The organism is Streptomyces sp. NPDC086147, from assembly GCF_040702165.1.
Classification (GTDB): domain Bacteria; phylum Actinomycetota; class Actinomycetes; order Streptomycetales; family Streptomycetaceae; genus Streptomyces.
Genome location: NZ_JBFBJO010000008.1, coordinates 211,978 through 228,903 on the forward strand (window position 1 = coordinate 211,978; position 16,926 = coordinate 228,903).

Annotated in this window: 19 protein-coding genes; 15 read left to right on the forward strand and 4 right to left on the reverse strand. The window is 71.7% G+C overall.

Features of this window, described 5'->3' with window-relative positions; all coding sequences use genetic code 11:
• Positions 1-36: 36 nt before the first annotated feature.
• A complete protein-coding gene (locus AB0398_RS19800) occupies positions 37-975 on the reverse strand; it encodes an ABC transporter ATP-binding protein (RefSeq protein WP_366376748.1) in 939 nt (312 codons plus the stop codon).
• 180 nt (positions 976-1,155) lie between these two features.
• On the opposite strand from AB0398_RS19800, the gene AB0398_RS19805 reads away from it, so the two are divergent.
• The 9 genes from AB0398_RS19805 (at position 1,156) to AB0398_RS19845 (ending at position 8,137) form a co-directional block, all read left to right on the forward strand.
• Complete coding sequence (locus tag AB0398_RS19805; RefSeq protein WP_366376749.1) at positions 1,156-1,881, forward strand: metalloregulator ArsR/SmtB family transcription factor; 726 nt, start codon at positions 1,156-1,158, stop codon at positions 1,879-1,881.
• Positions 1,878-3,293 (forward strand): Fe-S cluster assembly protein SufB, encoded by a 1,416-nt coding sequence (gene sufB / locus AB0398_RS19810; protein WP_053642064.1) that lies wholly within the window; start codon positions 1,878-1,880, stop codon positions 3,291-3,293. The genes AB0398_RS19805 and sufB overlap by 4 nt, the downstream gene beginning before the upstream one ends.
• A 62-nt stretch (positions 3,294-3,355) precedes the next feature.
• Positions 3,356-4,537 carry a Fe-S cluster assembly protein SufD gene (sufD, locus tag AB0398_RS19815; protein WP_366376751.1) on the forward strand — a complete coding sequence of 394 codons (1,182 nt, stop codon included), beginning with the start codon at positions 3,356-3,358 and terminating at the stop codon, positions 4,535-4,537.
• Positions 4,537-4,854, forward strand: coding sequence for a bifunctional 3-phenylpropionate/cinnamic acid dioxygenase ferredoxin subunit (locus AB0398_RS19820; protein ID WP_030205123.1), 318 nt, complete (start codon positions 4,537-4,539; stop codon positions 4,852-4,854). The genes sufD and AB0398_RS19820 overlap by 1 nt, the downstream gene beginning before the upstream one ends.
• A gap of 7 nt (positions 4,855-4,861) precedes the next feature.
• Entirely contained in the window at positions 4,862-5,626 is a 765-nt protein-coding gene (sufC, locus tag AB0398_RS19825) for a Fe-S cluster assembly ATPase SufC (RefSeq protein WP_366376753.1), read from the forward strand.
• Positions 5,623-6,891 (forward strand): cysteine desulfurase, encoded by a 1,269-nt coding sequence (locus AB0398_RS19830; protein ID WP_366376755.1) that lies wholly within the window; start codon positions 5,623-5,625, stop codon positions 6,889-6,891. The genes sufC and AB0398_RS19830 overlap by 4 nt, the downstream gene beginning before the upstream one ends.
• 9 nt (positions 6,892-6,900) lie before the next feature.
• Positions 6,901-7,374 (forward strand): Fe-S cluster assembly sulfur transfer protein SufU, encoded by a 474-nt coding sequence (gene sufU / locus AB0398_RS19835; RefSeq protein ID WP_366376757.1) that lies wholly within the window; start codon positions 6,901-6,903, stop codon positions 7,372-7,374.
• Positions 7,371-7,709, forward strand: coding sequence for a metal-sulfur cluster assembly factor (locus AB0398_RS19840; protein WP_366376759.1), 339 nt, complete (start codon positions 7,371-7,373; stop codon positions 7,707-7,709). Before sufU ends, AB0398_RS19840 begins: the two co-directional genes overlap by 4 nt.
• Before the next feature lie 62 nt (positions 7,710-7,771).
• Entirely contained in the window at positions 7,772-8,137 is a 366-nt protein-coding gene (locus AB0398_RS19845) for a VOC family protein (RefSeq protein WP_366376761.1), read from the forward strand.
• A 29-nt stretch (positions 8,138-8,166) separates the two neighbouring features.
• On the opposite strand, the gene AB0398_RS19850 is transcribed toward AB0398_RS19845, so the two are convergent.
• Positions 8,167-9,210, reverse strand: a complete 1,044-nt coding sequence (locus AB0398_RS19850; protein ID WP_366376763.1) for an oxidoreductase — start codon at positions 9,208-9,210, stop codon at positions 8,167-8,169.
• Positions 9,211-9,294: 84 nt separating this feature from the next.
• On the opposite strand from AB0398_RS19850, the gene AB0398_RS19855 reads away from it, so the two are divergent.
• The 4 genes from AB0398_RS19855 to AB0398_RS19870 all read left to right on the forward strand — a co-directional run bounded on the left by AB0398_RS19855 (position 9,295) and on the right by AB0398_RS19870 (position 11,637).
• On the forward strand, positions 9,295-9,615 hold the full coding sequence (locus tag AB0398_RS19855) for a multidrug efflux SMR transporter (protein ID WP_366376765.1): 321 nt from the start codon (positions 9,295-9,297) through the stop codon (positions 9,613-9,615).
• On the forward strand, positions 9,615-10,232 hold the full coding sequence (locus AB0398_RS19860; protein ID WP_366376767.1) for a TetR family transcriptional regulator: 618 nt from the start codon (positions 9,615-9,617) through the stop codon (positions 10,230-10,232). The genes AB0398_RS19855 and AB0398_RS19860 overlap by 1 nt, the downstream gene beginning before the upstream one ends.
• Positions 10,233-10,276: 44 nt before the next feature.
• A complete protein-coding gene (gene dapD, locus AB0398_RS19865) occupies positions 10,277-11,260 on the forward strand; it encodes a 2,3,4,5-tetrahydropyridine-2,6-dicarboxylate N-succinyltransferase (protein WP_366376769.1) in 984 nt (327 codons plus the stop codon).
• 167 nt (positions 11,261-11,427) lie between these two features.
• Complete coding sequence (locus AB0398_RS19870; RefSeq protein ID WP_366376770.1) at positions 11,428-11,637, forward strand: hypothetical protein; 210 nt, start codon at positions 11,428-11,430, stop codon at positions 11,635-11,637.
• Here the strand turns inward: AB0398_RS19870 and dapA are convergent.
• The gene (dapA, locus tag AB0398_RS19875; protein WP_366376772.1) at positions 11,616-12,509 is read right to left on the reverse strand and encodes a 4-hydroxy-tetrahydrodipicolinate synthase; all 894 of its coding nucleotides are present in this window, start codon (positions 12,507-12,509) and stop codon (positions 11,616-11,618) included. The genes AB0398_RS19870 and dapA overlap by 22 nt on opposite strands.
• 178 nt (positions 12,510-12,687) lie before the next feature.
• Here dapA and AB0398_RS19880 point away from each other — a divergent pair, with 178 nt between their 5' ends.
• Positions 12,688-13,254: an antibiotic biosynthesis monooxygenase gene (locus AB0398_RS19880; RefSeq protein WP_366376774.1), complete on the forward strand. Its 567-nt coding sequence runs from the start codon at positions 12,688-12,690 to the stop codon at positions 13,252-13,254.
• A 15-nt stretch (positions 13,255-13,269) separates the two neighbouring features.
• Here AB0398_RS19880 and AB0398_RS19885 read toward each other — a convergent pair whose 3' ends face one another.
• A complete protein-coding gene (locus tag AB0398_RS19885) occupies positions 13,270-15,105 on the reverse strand; it encodes an endonuclease/exonuclease/phosphatase family protein (RefSeq protein WP_366376776.1) in 1,836 nt (611 codons plus the stop codon).
• Between the two features lie 222 nt (positions 15,106-15,327).
• On the opposite strand from AB0398_RS19885, the gene AB0398_RS19890 reads away from it, so the two are divergent.
• Entirely contained in the window at positions 15,328-16,791 is a 1,464-nt protein-coding gene (locus tag AB0398_RS19890) for a hypothetical protein (protein ID WP_366376778.1), read from the forward strand.
• The last annotated feature ends 135 nt before the right edge of the window (positions 16,792-16,926 follow it).

A 16,926-nucleotide genomic window follows, 5' to 3' on the forward strand; every position in this document is an offset into this window, starting at 1 on the left:
CCCCGGACCCCCGGCAGATCTCGTCGATGGCCGGCTTCATGACCTCAGCTCCTTGCCCGTGAGCTCCAGAAAGACGTCTTCGAGGGTGTGGCGCTCGACCGCGATGCCGTCCGGCATCACACCGTGCTGGGCGCACCAGCTGGTGACCGTGGCGAGGAGCTGCGGGTCGACGTCGCCGGTGATCCGGTACGTGCCCGGGAGCGTCTCCGCCGCGGCGGTGCCGTCCGGGAGGGCCTTGAGCAGGGAGCCCAGGTCGAGCCCGGAGCGGCCGGTGAAGCGCAGGGTGTTCTCGGCGCCGCCGCGGCACAGCTCCTCGGGGCTGCCCTGGGCGGCGATCCGACCGGCGTCGACGATGGCGACGTCGTCGGCCAGCTCCTCCGCCTCCTGCATGAAGTGGGTGGTGAGGACCGTGGTCACCCCGTCGGCGCGCAGCTCGCGGACTAGGTCCCAGGTGGCGCGGCGGGCCTGCGGGTCGAGCCCGGCGGTGGGCTCGTCGAGGAAGACGAGCTCGGGGCGGCCGACGACGGCCATGGCGAGCGCGAGGCGCTGCTGCTGGCCGCCGGAGAGGCGCCGGTAGGTCGTGCGGCCGCAGGAGTCGAGGCCGAGGCGCTCGATCAGGGCGTCCACGTCCAGCGGGTGGGCGTGCAGCTTCGCCATGTGCCGGAGCATCTCGTCGGCGCGGGCGCCGGAGTAGACGCCGCCGGACTGGAGCATGACGCCGATCCGGGGGCGCAGGGCGGCCGCGTCGGCGACCGGGTCGAGGCCGAGGACCCGGACGGTGCCGCCGTCGGGCCTGCGGTAGCCCTCGCAGGTCTCGATCGTGGTGGTCTTGCCGGCCCCGTTGGGGCCGAGGACGGCGGTGACGGTGCCGGCCCGTACGTCGAGGTCCAGGCCGTCGACGGCGGTCTTGTCTCCGTACCGCTTGACCAGGCCGCGGACCTGGACGACGGACTCACTCGTGGGCTTCCCGTGCATGCCGGGAAGTCTAGAGAGCGACCCGGGGTCCTTCGGGCGCGGGTCCCGAAGAGTGGTCGAATTCATCCCATGAATGATCATCGTCGCAGGTCAGGTAAGCCTTACCTGAGTGACGTACGGCACCGTCCGCGTGTCGGGCCCGGCTTGTCACTCCCCGATTAATTACGCAACAATGGTGTTGTGAAAAACGTGGGAGCGGCTCCGGTGGAGGAACTCGCGACCCGGGAGCGTTCCACGCGCAACCGGGTCGCGCGGTCGATCCTGGACCACGGGCCGTCGACCGTCGCCGACCTGGCCGAACGGCTCCGCCTCACCCAGGCGGCCGTCCGCCGCCACCTCGACTCGCTGGTCGCGGAGAACGTGGTCGAGGCGCGCGAGAAGCGCGTCTACGGCAACCGCGGCCGGGGCCGCCCCGCGAAGGTCTTCGCGCTGACCGACTGCGGCCGGGACGCCTTCGACCAGTCGTACGACTCGCTCGCCGTCGAGGCGCTCCGCTGGATCGAGCGCAACGCCGGGGGCGAGGAGGCCGTCGCCGCCTTCGCCCGGGACCGGATCGAGAGCCAGGGCGGCGCGTACCGCGAGGCCGTCGAGGCGGCCGAGCCCGCGCGGCGGACCGAGGCGCTCGCCAAGGCCCTCACGGCGGACGGGTACGCTGCCACTGCGCGGAACGCGCCGGTCGGCGAGCAGCTCTGCCAGCACCACTGCCCGGTCGCCCACGTCGCCGAGCAGTACCCCCAGCTGTGCGAGGCGGAGACGGAATTCTTCTCCCGCCTCCTGGGAACGCACGTCCAGCGCCTGGCCACCATCGCCCATGGTGACGGCGTCTGCACCACGTTCATCCCGCACGGCGCTCCACAGACCACCGAATCAGCATCCGCAAGCACGGCCGGGAGGAACCCCGCATGACCACCGAGATCAGCCACCCCGAGCTCGAGGGCCTGGGTCGGTACGAGTACGGCTGGGCCGACTCCGACGCCGCCGGCTCCACCGCCAAGCGCGGACTGAACGAGGACGTCGTCCGCGACATCTCCTCGAAGAAGAACGAGCCCGAGTGGATGCTGAAGCTGCGTCTCAAGGGTCTGCGTCTCTTCGGCAAGAAGCCCATGCCGACCTGGGGCTCCGACCTCTCCGGCATCGACTTCGACAACATCAAGTACTTCGTGCGCTCCACCGAGAAGCAGGCCGCTTCCTGGGAGGAACTGCCCGAGGACATCAAGAACACGTACGACAAGCTCGGCATCCCGGAGGCGGAGAAGCAGCGCCTCGTCGCCGGCGTCGCCGCCCAGTACGAGTCCGAGGTCGTCTACCACCAGATCCGCGAGGACCTGGAGGAGCAGGGCGTCATCTTCGTCGACACCGACACCGCCCTGAAGGAGCACGAGGAGCTCTTCAAGGAGTACTTCGGCACCGTCATCCCGGTCGGCGACAACAAGTTCGCCTCGCTGAACACGGCCGTGTGGTCCGGCGGCTCCTTCATCTACGTGCCGAAGGGCGTGCACGTCGAGATCCCGCTCCAGGCCTACTTCCGCATCAACACGGAGAACATGGGCCAGTTCGAGCGGACGCTGATCATCGTCGACGAGGACGCCTACGTCCACTACGTCGAGGGCTGCACCGCCCCGATCTACTCCTCGGACTCGCTGCACAGCGCCGTGGTCGAGATCATCGTGAAGAAGGGCGGCCGCTGCCGCTACACGACCATCCAGAACTGGTCGAACAACGTCTACAACCTGGTGACCAAGCGCGCCGTCGCCTACGAGGGCGCCACCATGGAGTGGGTCGACGGCAACATCGGCTCCAAGGTCACCATGAAGTACCCGGCCGTCTACCTCATGGGCGAGCACGCCAAGGGCGAGACCCTGTCCATCGCCTTCGCGGGCGAGGGCCAGCACCAGGACGCCGGCGCCAAGATGGTCCACATGGCCCCGAACACCTCCTCGAACATCGTCTCCAAGTCGGTGGCGCGGGGCGGCGGCCGCACCTCCTACCGCGGTCTCATCGAGATCGGCGAGGGTGCCCCGGGCGCCAAGTCCAACGTGCTCTGCGACGCGCTGCTCGTCGACACCATCTCCCGCTCCGACACGTACCCCTACGTGGACGTGCGCGAGGACGACGTCTCCATGGGCCACGAGGCCACCGTCTCCAAGGTCTCCGAGGACCAGCTCTTCTACCTGATGAGCCGCGGCCTCACCGAGTTCGAGGCCATGGCGATGATCGTCCGCGGCTTCGTCGAGCCCATCGCCAAGGAGCTCCCGATGGAGTACGCCCTGGAGCTCAACCGGCTGATCGAGCTGCAGATGGAGGGCTCGGTCGGCTAAGGCCCTCCGCCCACCCGCAGCGACCGTTTCCCCGTACGCAGGAAGAGAGCAAGACGACAGCCATGGCTGAGGCTCAGTACATCCCGGCAGGTTCGACCACTGCCGGCTCGATCGCGGTGGCCGCCGAGTCCACCGTCGCCACGCGCATGAGCGCGCCCCCGTCCTTCGACGTCGCGGACTTCCCCGTCCCGCACGGCCGCGAGGAGGAGTGGCGGTTCACCCCGCTGGAGCGCCTGCGCGGTCTGCACGACGGCACCGCCGTCGCCACCGGCGAGGGCGTCAAGGTCGACATCGAGGCCCCCGAGGGCGTCACCGTGGAGACCGTCGGCCGTGACGACGAGCGCCTCGGCCGGGCCGGCAAGCCCGTCGACCGGGTCGCCGCCCAGGCGTACTCCTCGTTCGAGAAGGCCTCGGTCGTCACCGTCGCCAAGGACGCCGTCCTCACCGAGCCGATCCGCATCGCCGTGCACGGCCAGGGCGGGACCGCCTTCGGCCACCAGGTGATCGAGCTCGGCGCCTTCGCCGAGGCCGTCGTGGTCATCGACCACACCGGTGACGCCGTCCTCGCCGCCAACGTGGACTACGTCCTCGGCGACGGCGCGAAGCTCACCGTCGTCTCCGTCCAGGACTGGGACGAGAAGGCCGTCCACGTCGCCCAGCACAACGCGCTGGTCGGCCGCGACGCCTCCTTCAAGTCGGTCGTCGTCACCTTCGGCGGCGACGTCGTCCGCATCCACCCGCGCGTGGCGTACGCGGCCCCCGGCGGCGAGGCCGAGCTCTTCGGCCTGTACTTCACCGACGCGGGCCAGCACCAGGAGCACCGCCTCCTGGTCGACCACAACACCCCGCACTGCAAGTCCAACGTGGCCTACAAGGGCGCGCTGCAGGGCCAGGACGCGCACGCCGTCTGGATCGGCGACGTGCTCATCCAGGCCGCCGCCGAGGGCACCGACACGTACGAGCTGAACCGGAACCTGGTCCTCACGGACGGCGCCCGGGTCGACTCCGTGCCGAACCTGGAGATCGAGACCGGCGAGATCGCCGGCGCCGGTCACGCCTCGGCCACCGGCCGCTTCGACGACGAGCAGCTCTTCTACCTGATGGCCCGCGGCATCCCGGAGACCGAGGCCCGCCGCCTCGTCGTCCGCGGCTTCTTCGCCGAGCTGGTCCAGCAGATCGGTCTGCCCGACGTCCAGGAGCGTCTGATCGCCAAGATCGAGGCCGAGCTGGAGGCCTCCGTCTGATGGCCTTCGTCCGAGTCTGCGCGCTGAGCGAGCTGGAGACCGACACCCCGAAGCGGGTCGAGGTCGACGGCACGCCGGTGTCGGTCGTGCACACCGAGGGCGAGGTGTTCGCGATCAACGACATCTGCTCGCACGCGAACGTCTCCCTCTCGGAGGGCGAGGTCGAGGACTGCGCCATCGAGTGCTGGCTGCACGGCTCCAGCTTCGACCTGCGCACGGGCAAGCCCTCGGGCCTTCCCGCGACGCGCCCCGTCCCCGTATACCCCGTAAAGATCGAAGGGGACGATGTGCTCGTCTCCGTCACCCAGGAGTCCTGAGTCACCCATGGCTACGCTTGAAATCCACGACCTGCACGTCTCCGTCGAGGCGGAGAACGGCCCCCGCGAGATCCTCAAGGGCGTCGACCTGACCATCAAGCAGGGCGAGACCCACGCCGTCATGGGCCCCAACGGCTCCGGCAAGTCGACCCTGGCGTACTCGCTGGCCGGCCACCCGAAGTACACGATCACCGGCGGCACCGTGACCCTCGACGGCGAGGACGTCCTGGAGATGTCGGTCGACGAGCGCGCCCGCGCCGGCGTCTTCCTGGCCATGCAGTACCCGGTCGAGGTCCCCGGCGTCTCGGTCTCCAACTTCCTGCGCACCTCCGCCACCGCCGTCCGCGGCGAGGCGCCCAAGCTGCGCACCTGGGTGAAGGAGGTCAAGTCCGCGATGGAGCAGCTCCAGATGGACCCGGCCTTCGCCGAGCGCAACGTCAACGAGGGCTTCTCCGGCGGTGAGAAGAAGCGCCACGAGATCCTCCAGCTGGAGCTCCTCAAGCCGAAGATCGCGATCCTCGACGAGACCGACTCCGGCCTCGACGTCGACGCGCTCCGCATCGTCTCCGAGGGCGTCAACCGCGTCCGCGAGACCGGCGAGGTCGGCACCCTGCTGATCACCCACTACACGCGCATCCTGCGCTACATCAAGCCCGACTTCGTGCACGTCTTCGCGAACGGCCGCATCGCCGAGTCCGGCGGCGCCGAGCTCGCCGACCAGCTGGAGAACGAGGGCTACGACAAGTACGTGAAGGGTGGCGCGTCCGCGTGACTTCTGCCCATCAGGGGCTCTCCGGCCTCCTCGACACCGAGGCGATCCGCAAGGACTTCCCGCTCCTGGATCGCACGGTCCACGACGGCAAGAAGATCGTGTACCTCGACTCCGCGGCGACCTCGCAGAAGCCGCGCCAGGTCCTCGACGCGCTCAACACGTACTACGAGCGCCACAACGCCAACGTCCACCGCGGCGTCTACACGGTCGCCGAGGAGGCGACGGCGCTCTACGAAGGCGCCCGTGACAAGGTCGCGGCCTTCATCAACGCGCCGAGCCGCGACGAGGTGATCTTCACCAAGAACGCCTCCGAGTCGCTCAACCTCGTGGCCAACATGCTGGGCTGGGCCGACGAGCCCTACCGGGTGGACCACGAGACCGAGATCGCCATCACGGAGATGGAGCACCACTCCAACATCGTGCCGTGGCAGCTGCTCTCGCAGCGCACGGGCGCGAAGCTGAAGTGGTTCGGCCTCACCGACGACGGGCGTCTCGACCTCTCGAACATCGAAGAGGTCATCACCGAGAAGACCAAGATCGTCTCCTTCACCCTGGTCTCGAACCTGCTCGGCACGTTCAACCCGGTCGAGACGATCATCCGCCGGGCCCAGGAGGTCGGTGCGCTCGTCTGCATCGACGCCTCCCAGGCGGCCCCGCACATGGTCCTGGACGTGCAGGCGCTCCAGGCCGACTTCGTGGCCTTCACCGGCCACAAGATGTGCGGCCCGACCGGCATCGGCGTGCTGTGGGGACGGCAGGAGCTCCTGGAGGACCTGCCGCCCTTCCTCGGCGGCGGCGAGATGATCGAGACCGTCTCGATGCACTCCTCCACCTACGCGCCGGCCCCGCACAAGTTCGAGGCGGGCACGCCCCCGATCGCGCAGGCCGTCGGCCTCGGCGCGGCCGTGGACTACCTGTCCGCGATCGGCATGGAGAACATCGCGCGCCACGAGCACGCGATCACCGAGTACGCCGTCCGGCGCCTCCAGGAGGTTCCGGACCTGCGGATCATCGGCCCCACCACGGCCGAGGACCGCGGCGCGGCGATCTCCTTCACGCTCGGCGACATCCACCCGCACGACGTGGGCCAGGTCCTCGACGAGCAGGGCATCGCGGTCCGGGTCGGCCACCACTGCGCGCGGCCGGTCTGCCTCCGCTACGGAATTCCCGCGACCACGCGGGCGTCGTTCTATCTGTACTCCACCCCGGCCGAGGTCGACGCCCTGGTCGAGGGACTGGAGCACGTACGGAACTTCTTCGGCTAGGAGACGCTCGTGAAGCTGGATTCGATGTACCAGGACGTCATCCTGGACCACTACAAGCACCCGCACGGGCGCGGTCTCCGGGACGGCGACGCCGAGGTGCACCACGTCAACCCGACGTGCGGCGACGAGATCACGCTCCGCGTGAAGTACGACGGCTCGCGCATCGAGGACGTGTCGTACGAGGGCCAGGGCTGTTCCATCAGCCAGGCCTCGGCCTCCGTCCTCAACGAGCTGCTCGTCGGCAAGGAGCTGGCCGAGGCGCGGAAGATCCAGGGCACCTTCCTGGAGCTGATGCAGTCCAAGGGCCGGATCGAGCCGGACGAGGCGATGGAGGAGGTCCTGGAGGACGCGGTCGCGTTCGCCGGGGTCTCCAAGTACCCCGCCCGCGTGAAGTGCGCGCTGCTCAGCTGGATGGCGTGGAAGGACGCGACCGCCCAGGCGCTGGGGGACGACGACCAGAAGTCCGAGAGGAAGTCGGCATGACCGAGAACGCCGGGGCCACCATGAAGCCGGCCTCCGAGGAAGAAGTCCGTGAGGCGCTGTACGACGTCGTCGACCCCGAGCTGGGCATCGACGTCGTCAACCTGGGCCTGATCTACGGGATCCACATCGACGACGCGAACATCGCGACGCTGGACATGACCCTGACGTCGGCGGCCTGCCCGCTGACCGACGTGATCGAGGACCAGGCGAAGTCCGCCACGGACGGCATCGTCAGCGAGCTGAAGATCAACTGGGTCTGGATGCCGCCGTGGGGCCCGGACAAGATCACGGACGACGGGCGCGAGCAGCTCCGCGCGCTCGGCTTCAACGTCTGAGCTCCAACGCCTGAGCGAGCCCCTCGCACGAACGGCCGTGCTCCCCTGACAGACTGGGGAGCATGGCCGTTCGCATGTACCACCTCGCCGTCGACGCCCACGACCTCTCCGCCCAGGCCCGCTTCTGGGCCGCGGTCCTCGACTGGAAGGTCCTCTACGAGGACGGGCACGAGGTCGTCATCGGGGCCGACGAGTACAGCCTGCCCGGGATGTGCTTCCTGCCCGTGCCCGAGTCCAAGAGCGTCAAGAACCGGCTGCACATCGACCTCACGCCCGACGACCAGGCGGCCGAGGTGGAGCGGATCCTCGCCCTCGGGGCCACCCGGATCGACGTCGGGCAGGGCGAGGACGCGACCTGGGTGACCCTCGCGGACCCCGAGGGCAACGAGTTCTGCGTGCTGCGGCCGAAGCGGTCGCTCACGGACTGAGCGGCGGGCCCGGGTCCCGCCGGGGACCGTCAGGAGCCGTACGCCCGCGCCTCTGCGGTCTGGGCGAGCACCGGCGCCAGGTTCTCCCGGCGGATCCTCTGGTCGATGTAGAGCAGCCCGGACACCAGCGGCGGGAAGATCGCGGAGAACACCTGGGCGACGAGCGACCCGACGCCCATGACGATCGCCGCCGGCACGATCAGGGCGACGAACTCCTCGGCCGTCTCCGGCGTCGGACCACTGGCGAGGGGCACGCTCACCAGCGTGCCGAGTAGCTGCTGGAAGATCGCGCTGACGAAGGCCGAGATCAGGCCGGCCACCAGCAGGCCGCCGAAGGTCCGCCACCACGAGCCGGTGACCAGGCGCCAGGACCGCCGCAGGGACGCCGCGGCGCCCTGGCGCTCGATCACCGCCGCCGTCGGGGCGAGGGAGAGCTTCACCCAGAGCCAGGCGCCGAGCGGGAGGACCAGCAGGAGGAGGGGGAGGAAAAGGAACGACGCGGCCGGGCCGGCGTCGTTGGCGATCACCAGGGCCATCAGGCCGGCGGCCAGCACGGCGAAGAGCAGGAGGGGCGCCAGCATGGACAGCGCGGTCAGGACGACCGTGCCGAGGACCGCGGGCATCCGCGCCCACGCGCGCCCCCACACGGTCCCGAACGCGACGCGGCCGCCCAGGACCGCCTCCTGGAGGACCACGGGCACCGCCGCCGACACCACGGCGCTCGCGACCAGCGCGCCGATCACCAGGACCAGCCAGACGCAGCCGAACGCGATCAGCATCGGCAGGAGGTCGTCCGGCGACGGTTCCTCGCCCCTCGGCAGGTCGAGCACGGCGGACACGTGGTCCGCGACGGCCAGGTAGCCGACGCCGATCGCCGCGGCGGTCAGCAGGAGGGCGAACCCGTAGGCGACGGCGGTGACGCCGACGAGCTGCTTCCAGTGGCGTCCGAAGGTGTTGAAGGCGCCCGTCAGGATCTCGCTGAGGGAGAGCGGCCGCAGGGGTATCACGCCGGGCTCCGGCGCCTGAGGCGGAGGAGTGTGGCCGTAGCCGTAGGGCCCCGTGGGATAGGTCATGGGCGACACCGTATCGGTCGGTCCTCGCACGCCCGTACGGAATTGCGCGTACGCCCGTGCGCAACGATGTGTACGCTCGTACGCATGGGTTACGGACTGCTGGCGGGTGCCATAGCGGCGGAGATCCTCGCCACCACCTCGATGAAGTACAGTGACGGCTTCAGCAGGCTCTGGCCCTCGCTCGTCACCGGCGTCGGCTACCTGATCGCCTTCGCGCTCCTGGCGCAGGCGCTCAAGACGCTCCAGGTCGGCACCGCGTACGCCATCTGGTCCGGCGTCGGCACCGCCGCCGTCGCCGCCATCGGCGTCCTCTTCCTCGGCGAGAGCCTCAGCCTCGCCAAGATCGCCGGGATCGTCCTCATCGTCGCCGGGGTCGCCGTCCTCAACCTCGGCGGCGCCCACTGATGGCCCGGCCCCGCCGCCACGACCCCGACCGCCGCGAGCGGATCGTGGACGCCGCCCTCCGGGTCGTCGGACGGTCCGGCATCGCCGGACTGAGCCACCGCACGGTGGCCGCCGAGGCGGACGTGCCGCTGGGCTCCACCACGTACCACTTCGCCTCCCTCGACGAACTCCTCGTCGCGGCCCTCCGCAAGGCCAACGAGAACTTCGGGTGCCGACTGCGCGAGCGGGCCGCCCGCACGGGCCCGGACGCCGACCTCGCCGCCGTCCTCGCCCGCTTCCTGGGGGAGTGGCTCGGCGGCGAACGCACCGGCGTGGAGCTGGAGTACGAGCTCTACCTCGCCGCCCTGCGCCGCCCCGCCCTGCGCCCGGTCGCCGCCGAGTGGACCGAGGCCGTCACCGCCGTCCTGGCGCCCCGCACCGACCCCGCCACCGCCCGCGCCCTGGTCGCCCTCGTGGACGGCGTCTGCCTCCAGGTGCTGCTCACCGACGGGGCGTACGACGAGGAGTACACGCGCGCGATGCTGGGCCGGATCCTGGACCCCCGGGAGCCGGACGAAGCGCCGAAACCCCCTCGTCACGGCTCGTCCGAACCGACGGCGCGCCGGACCGACACCTGAGACCGGTTGGCCCGGGCGGGCACCCGCCGGTTAGGTTTTCCGTCATGACCACTGCTCCTCGCACCACCGGCGCCGTCGCCGCCGGCCTCGCCACCATCGCCGGCGACGGCACCGTCCTCGACACCTGGTTCCCCGCCCCCGAGCTGACCGACGCGCCCGGCCCCGCCGGCACCGAGCGGCTCGACCCCGACGCGGCCGTCAACGCCCTCGGCGAGGGCGCCGCCAAGGCCCTCGGCGTGGACGCCCGCCGGGGCGTCGAGGTGGTCGCCGTCCGCACCGTCATCGCCTCGCTCGACGAGAAGCCGCTCGACGCCCACGACGCGTACCTGCGCCTGCACCTGCTCAGCCACCGCCTGGTCAAGCCGCACGGCCAGAGCCTGGACGGCGTCTTCGGCCTCCTCGCCAACGTCGCCTGGACCTCGCTCGGCCCGGTCGCCGTCGACGACGTCGAGAAGGTCCGGCTCAACGCGCGCGCCGAGGGCCTGCACCTCCAGGTGACCTCGATCGACAAGTTCCCCCGCATGACCGACTACGTCGCGCCCGCCGGCGTCCGGATCGCCGACGCCGACCGCGTCCGCCTCGGCGCCCACCTCGCCGCCGGCACCACCGTCATGCACGAGGGCTTCGTCAACTTCAACGCCGGCACCCTCGGCACCTCGATGGTCGAGGGCCGCATCTCCGCCGGCGTCGTCGTCGGCGACGGCTCCGACATCGGCGGCGGCGCCTCCACCATGGGCACCCTCTCCGGCGGCGGCAACGTCGTCATCTCCATCGGCGAGCGCTGCCTGATCGGCGCCGAGGCGGGCGTCGGCATCGCGCTCGGCGACGAGTGCGTCGTCGAGGCCGGCCTGTACGTCACGGCCGGCACCCGGGTGACGATGCCCGACGGCGAGATCGTGAAGGCCCGCGACCTCTCCGGCGCCTCGAACATCCTCTTCCGCCGCAACTCGGTCACCGGCGCCGTCGAGGCCCGCCCGAACAACGCGGTCTGGGGCGGCCTCAACGAGGTCCTGCACAGCCACAACTGAGGCCCCGTGAGCGACCGCCCTCGCCCCGTCGTCGGACGGCCGGCGGGGCGGTCGGTCGTTTTCCGCGCGGGGCCGTGGAACTCCCGTCGCACGGCAACCGATCCGGTCACGCCGCGTTATCAGGGCGGGGCGGAGCGTCCCGTACGCAGACGAGGCGAGGAGTCGACATGAGGACGAGGCACACGGCCACCGGGGTGTTCGCGGCGGTGGCGGTCCTGCTGTCCGCCGGAACGGCGGCGGCGGACGAGACGCACCTCCACTCGCACAACGGCCCGCACGTCTCCCTGATCTCCACGGGGCAGATCGACGACCCGCTGGAGGACGTCCTGGAGCACGCCGCGATCCTCGGCGGCACCTACAGCGCCGACTCCGCCTGATCCGCCTCCAGCAGCGCTTCGTGGAGCGCGCGCAGCCCGTCGGCCGTCTCCCGGTCGGCGGGCAGCAGCGGCTCCCGCACCGGGCCGCCGAGGAGGGCCTTGGCGGTCACCGTGCCCGGCAGGCCCGAGGCCATCATCCGCTCGGCGAGCGGCAGCAGCCGGGCGTTGAGCCGGGCCGCCCCGGCGGTGTCGCCCGCGTCGAAGGCGTCGAGGACCGCGCGCAGCTGACGGGGCGCCACGTTCGCCACCGTGCTGACGTAGCCGGCGCCGCCCACCGCGTACAGCGGCAGGTTCAGCTCCTCGCAGCCCGAGTAGTACGCGAGCCCGGTCTCCGCGATCAGCCGGGCCGAGCCCAGCAGGTCGTACGCGCAGTCCTTCACCGCCACGATCCGCGGGTGCGCGGCGAGCCGTCGCATGGTGGCGGGCTCGACGCGGGTGCCGGTGCGGACGGGGATGTCGTAGACCATCACCGGCAGGCCCGTCGCGTCCGCCACCTTCAGGAAGTGCGCCTCGACGGCCGCCTGCGGAGGGCGGCTGTAGTACGGGGTGACGACGAGCAGCCCGTCCGCCCCCGCCTCCTCGGCCGCGCGGGCCAGTGCGGCGGTGTGCGCGGTGTCGGCGCTGCCGACGCCCGCGAGCACCGAGGGGCCGGGGCCGACGGCCTCCCGGACGGCGCGGACCAGCGCCGTCTTCTCGGCGTCGGTGGTGGTCGGGGACTCGCCGGTGGTGCCGTTGAGGACGAGGCCGTCGCAGCCCTCCGCCACGAGGCGGACGGCGAGGGCGCCCGCCGCGTCGAGGTCGAGCGCGCCGTCGGGGGCGAACGGGGTGATCATCGCGCAGAGCGCGCGGCCGAAAGGCGGTGCGGTGGTCATGCCGGAAGTCTGGGCGGGGCGGACGCTGAAGGTCCACTTAGATCTTCTTGGCCGGAAAGGTAAGGGTCGCTGAAGGGTGCGCACCCGTGCCTGGACGCCCTTGACCTCAAGTCCGGTTGAGGGAAGACGGTGGAGCCGTTCCGCACGACACGGAGTTCCGAGAACGGGAGACCCTTCCATGCACGCCGTCGCGCACCCCCACGCCCGCCCCGACCTCTACCGCCCCGGAGTCGGCGCCGTCCTCGTCAGCACCTGGCGGGTCGGCACGCCCGAGCGGCAGCGGGCCGCCGTCGAGGCCGTCCGCAGGGCCTGGGAGGGCCGGGAGTGGCCCGACCCGGGGCTGCTCTCGTACAGCGTCTACGCCGGGACGGACGGGGACACGCTGCTGCACTACTCGCAGTGGACGGGCGAGGAGGTCTACGAGGACTTCGTCCGCACCCACCGCGACGGCCGGAACGCCGAGATCGACGCGGCCGTGCCCGGCATCGAGCGGGTCGTCCTGCACCGCTACGCGCCGCCCCGCCCGGCCGGCGCGACCGGCCCGGACGCGCTGCCCGGGGCCGTCTCGGTCGTCGAGTCCGAGGGTGAGGGCGCGGTCGCCGTCGGCGGGATCGGGGCCCATGTCCACCGGTCCGCCGACGGCGACCGCGTGCTCGTCCTCACCGAGTGGGAGGACGTCCCGCCCGCCGGGCCCGCCGGCGCCCGGTGGTACACGCCCGCGCTGAGCCTCGACGCGGGCGTGTAGGGACCTGCGGGGTGCTTACGGGCGGAAGCGCAGGACCTGCGGGTCGTGGTCGCTGTCCTGGTCGGCGAACTCCGCGTTGATGTGGACGCTGTCGTACTCGAAGTGGCGGATCCCCGGGCTGGTCAGGATCTGGTCGAGGACCTGGCTGTTGCCCTGGTACACGTACGAGTAGCGCTCGCTTCGCGGCAGCGACTTCACCGCCGGGTACAGCGCGCCGCCGTCCGTCAGCGCCTTCGTGGTGCCGGAGAACTCGAAGTCGTTGATGTCGCCGACCACCAGTACGTCGGCCTGCTTCTCGACCGCGAGGAGCTGCTTCACGAAGCCGTTGACGGCCTGGGCCTGGAGCAGGCGCTTGGCCTCGGAGGAACGGTTCGGCGGCTGGTGGTGGGAGACGATCGACTCGTCCCCGCCCTTCGAGCCGAAGTGGTTGGCGATCACGAAGACCGTGCGGCCCCGGAAGACGAACTCGCCCGCCAGCGGCTTGCGGCTGTCCGCCCAGGCCGCGTTCGCCGGGTCGATCCGGCCGGGGGAGACGGTCAGCGCCGCGTGCCCCTTGCGGCCGGTGACGCCGGTCGCGGTGGTGGCGTCGCCGCCCGGGCGGTCGGTGAAGGAGACCCGCGCCGGGTTGAAGAGGAAGACCTGACGGATGTTGCCGCCGGGCTCGCCGCCGTCCTTGTTGTTCTCCGGGTCGACCGAGCGCCAGTCGTACGCCGGGCCGCCGGCGGCCACGATCGCGTCGGTGAACTTCTTCACCGTCTGGGCGGCGCTCACCGTGCCGTCGTTCTTGGCGCCGTTGTCGTCCTGGATCTCCTCCAGGGCGATGACGTCGGGCGAGGCGAGGTTCTCCACGACCGCCTCGGCGAGCGCGTCGAACTTCTCCTGCGGGTCGCCCGGGTCGAGGTTCTCGACGTTGTACGTCGCCACGGCCAGCTCGTTCCTGCGCTGCCCGTCCGTGGTCTCGCGCTCCAGGCCCCGGTCCACGACCGTGCCGAGGGTGCGGGCGGTCAGGGTGTAGCCGCCGTACTGGTTGAAGTCGAGCGGGCCCTCGGTGGCGCCGGCGAGCACGTCGCCCACGTTCGCCTTCGGGAACGGCTGCTGGGCGGTCGGGACCAGCGACTGGACCTGGAGACGGCCGGTGTTCTGGTCCTCGTACGAGCCGTAGACCGTGCCGCCGCGCCGGTTGGCGTTCTCCCACGGCTTCACCGTGACCCACAGCTCGGAGTACGGGTCGGTGGCGCCGACCACCCGCGAGGTGCCGATCCGGACGTTGGTGCCCTCCAGGGACTCGTAGTAGTCCAGGGCGTACTTCCGGGGCTTCAGGGTCAGGCCGTTGATCGAGCCGTCCGCGGCCGGGTCGCCCTCCGGGGCGTACGCGCCGGGGACGGACCAGGACGAGATCGTCACCGGGGCCGGCACCGGGTTGCCCTGCGAGACGACGGTGACGACGGGCTTGGAGAGCTGCGTCAGCGACTGGTTGCCGGAGGCGAGGCCGCCGGGGACGTACTCGGTGACCGTGCCGTTCACGCTCACCGCGTCGCCGACCGCGACGGTCGGGACGGAGCTGGTGAAGACGAAGAGGCCCTCGCTGGTGGCGGGGTCCGCGTCGGGGGCGGTGTCCTGGATCCAGAAGCCGCGCGAGCCGTAGGTGCGGACGCCGGTCACGACGCCCGTGACACCGGTGACCTGCTGCCCGACCAGGGGCGAGACGCGGGTCGTGCCCTGGATGTCGTGGATGCGGACGCCGGCGCCCTCCTCGGCGGACGCGCTCGCCGAACCGGCGAGCAGGCCGGCGGCCAGGGCGGCGGACACGACGGCGGCGACGGCCGCGCTTCTCGGTATGGAGGAAGACATCAGGGACTCCGAGGGTGCTTGGGAGGAACGGCAGATGGATCTACGCGCGTCAATCTCTTGGCAGGGCACCCCACTTGTCAAGGGTCGACGGGTGTACGAAGGCTGACGGAACCGTGAACCGGCGGACGCCCTCCCGGATGCGTCTACGCTGGGACGGCTCTCCGAGACCACTCTCCGAGCCCCTTCCACCCGCTCACCCCGCACGCGCCGAGGAGCCCCCAGATGTCAGCGGACCACCCCACCCTTCCCCCCGTTCGGCTGCGTGCGGACGCGGAGCTGGCGCGGGACGCCCTGGCCGCCCCCCTCCTCGCCGACGCGGCACGGCTCGCCCGCTGGGCCGGGCCCGACACCCGGGTCGACGCGGGCGGCGAACTCGTCGACGAGCAGCTCCCGGCGGCGGCCGGGGTCCTGGGCCTCCCCGCCGGCGAGGAGGGCGAGTTCCGGGCGGGCGACGCCTGGCGGCTCGCGGTCGACACCGGCCTCGTGGAGATCGAGGACGGCGAGGCGGCCGGAGCGGCCGGGGAGGAGGACGTCCCCGGGCGGGCCGCGCCCGGCGAGAACCTGGCGCTCCTCACCGGCGGTGCGCCCCGGGACGTCCTCGCGCTCTGGCTGGACGGCTTCGACACCGTCTTCGCGGACGCCGTCGCCCCCGTCCTCGACGACCTCGACGAACTCATCGGGGAGGACGGCGAGATCGACGTCGACGCCCTCGACTGGGACCCCGAGGCCGAGGCCGAGTTCCTGGAGGGCGTGCTCGGCAACCTCTACCTGCTGACCGTCAGCGAGGGCGGGCCCGGCGAGGGCCCGGTGCCGCTGCCCGCGCTCGCCGCGTCGATGGTCGTCCCCGACGACATGGGCGAGCCCACCGACGACGTCCTGGAGCGCGTCTCCGACGCGATGATGCGGCTCGACGAGCAGTTCCGGCTGTTCGAGCCGATCGGGCTCGTCGAGTACCAGCCCCTCGACGAGGCCCTGATGGTCGAGGAGGGCGAGGAGCCCGCCGTCTCCGTCGACGACGAGGACGTCACCCGCTACGGCATGGTCCGGCTCACCCCGCTCGGCCTCTACGGCGTCCGGGCCCGGATGCTGGAGGCCGGCGTCGACGCGCCCGCCGTCGGCGACCTGGCCGACAAGGGCGCCGACGCCCTCCTCGACGGCATCGCCGGCTACCCGGAGGCCGCGGCCCGCGAGGAGACCGCCGTCTGGCTGGCCGGCCGCGACGCCCTCGGCGCGGCCCGCGAACTGCTGCACGCCGCCCGGGGCTCCGACGCGGGCTCCCCGCTCCGCCGCCTCCACTGCCAGCAGACGCTCTCCTTGGTGGGCCCGGAGGCGGAGCCCGCCGTGCGGGAGGTCCTGGACGACGCGGAGCTCGGCGGCCTGGCCCGGGTCTGGCTCGCGGAGCGCGGCGCGGCGGACGTGCCCGCGCCGCCGGAGTCGATGATCTTCTGGCTGGCGATCGACACGATCGCGGCCCAGCTCGACGCGGACGGGGACCTGGAGGAGCTCCAGGAGCTGATCGAGGGCCTCACCGGACGCCACGGCGGCTTCTTCGAGGCGGCCTGGCGGGTGGAGCACCCGGCGACGGCGGAGGTCCTGGAGGCGATGGGCCGGCTGCACCGGGACAAGGGCGCGGCGAAGGAGGCCCGCAAGTCCGCCTTCAAGGCGCGGTCGCGGGCCGGTTCCTGAACGGTCCCGTCCCGAGCGGCTCCTGACGGCGTGGCCGTTCCCGCCGGACGTCCGGTGACCCCGGGCGCCCGGCGGTGTTCCGGTGGTGTTCAGGCGGTGTTCGCGGAGGCGCGGGAAGGTGGCCCGCGAGATCCG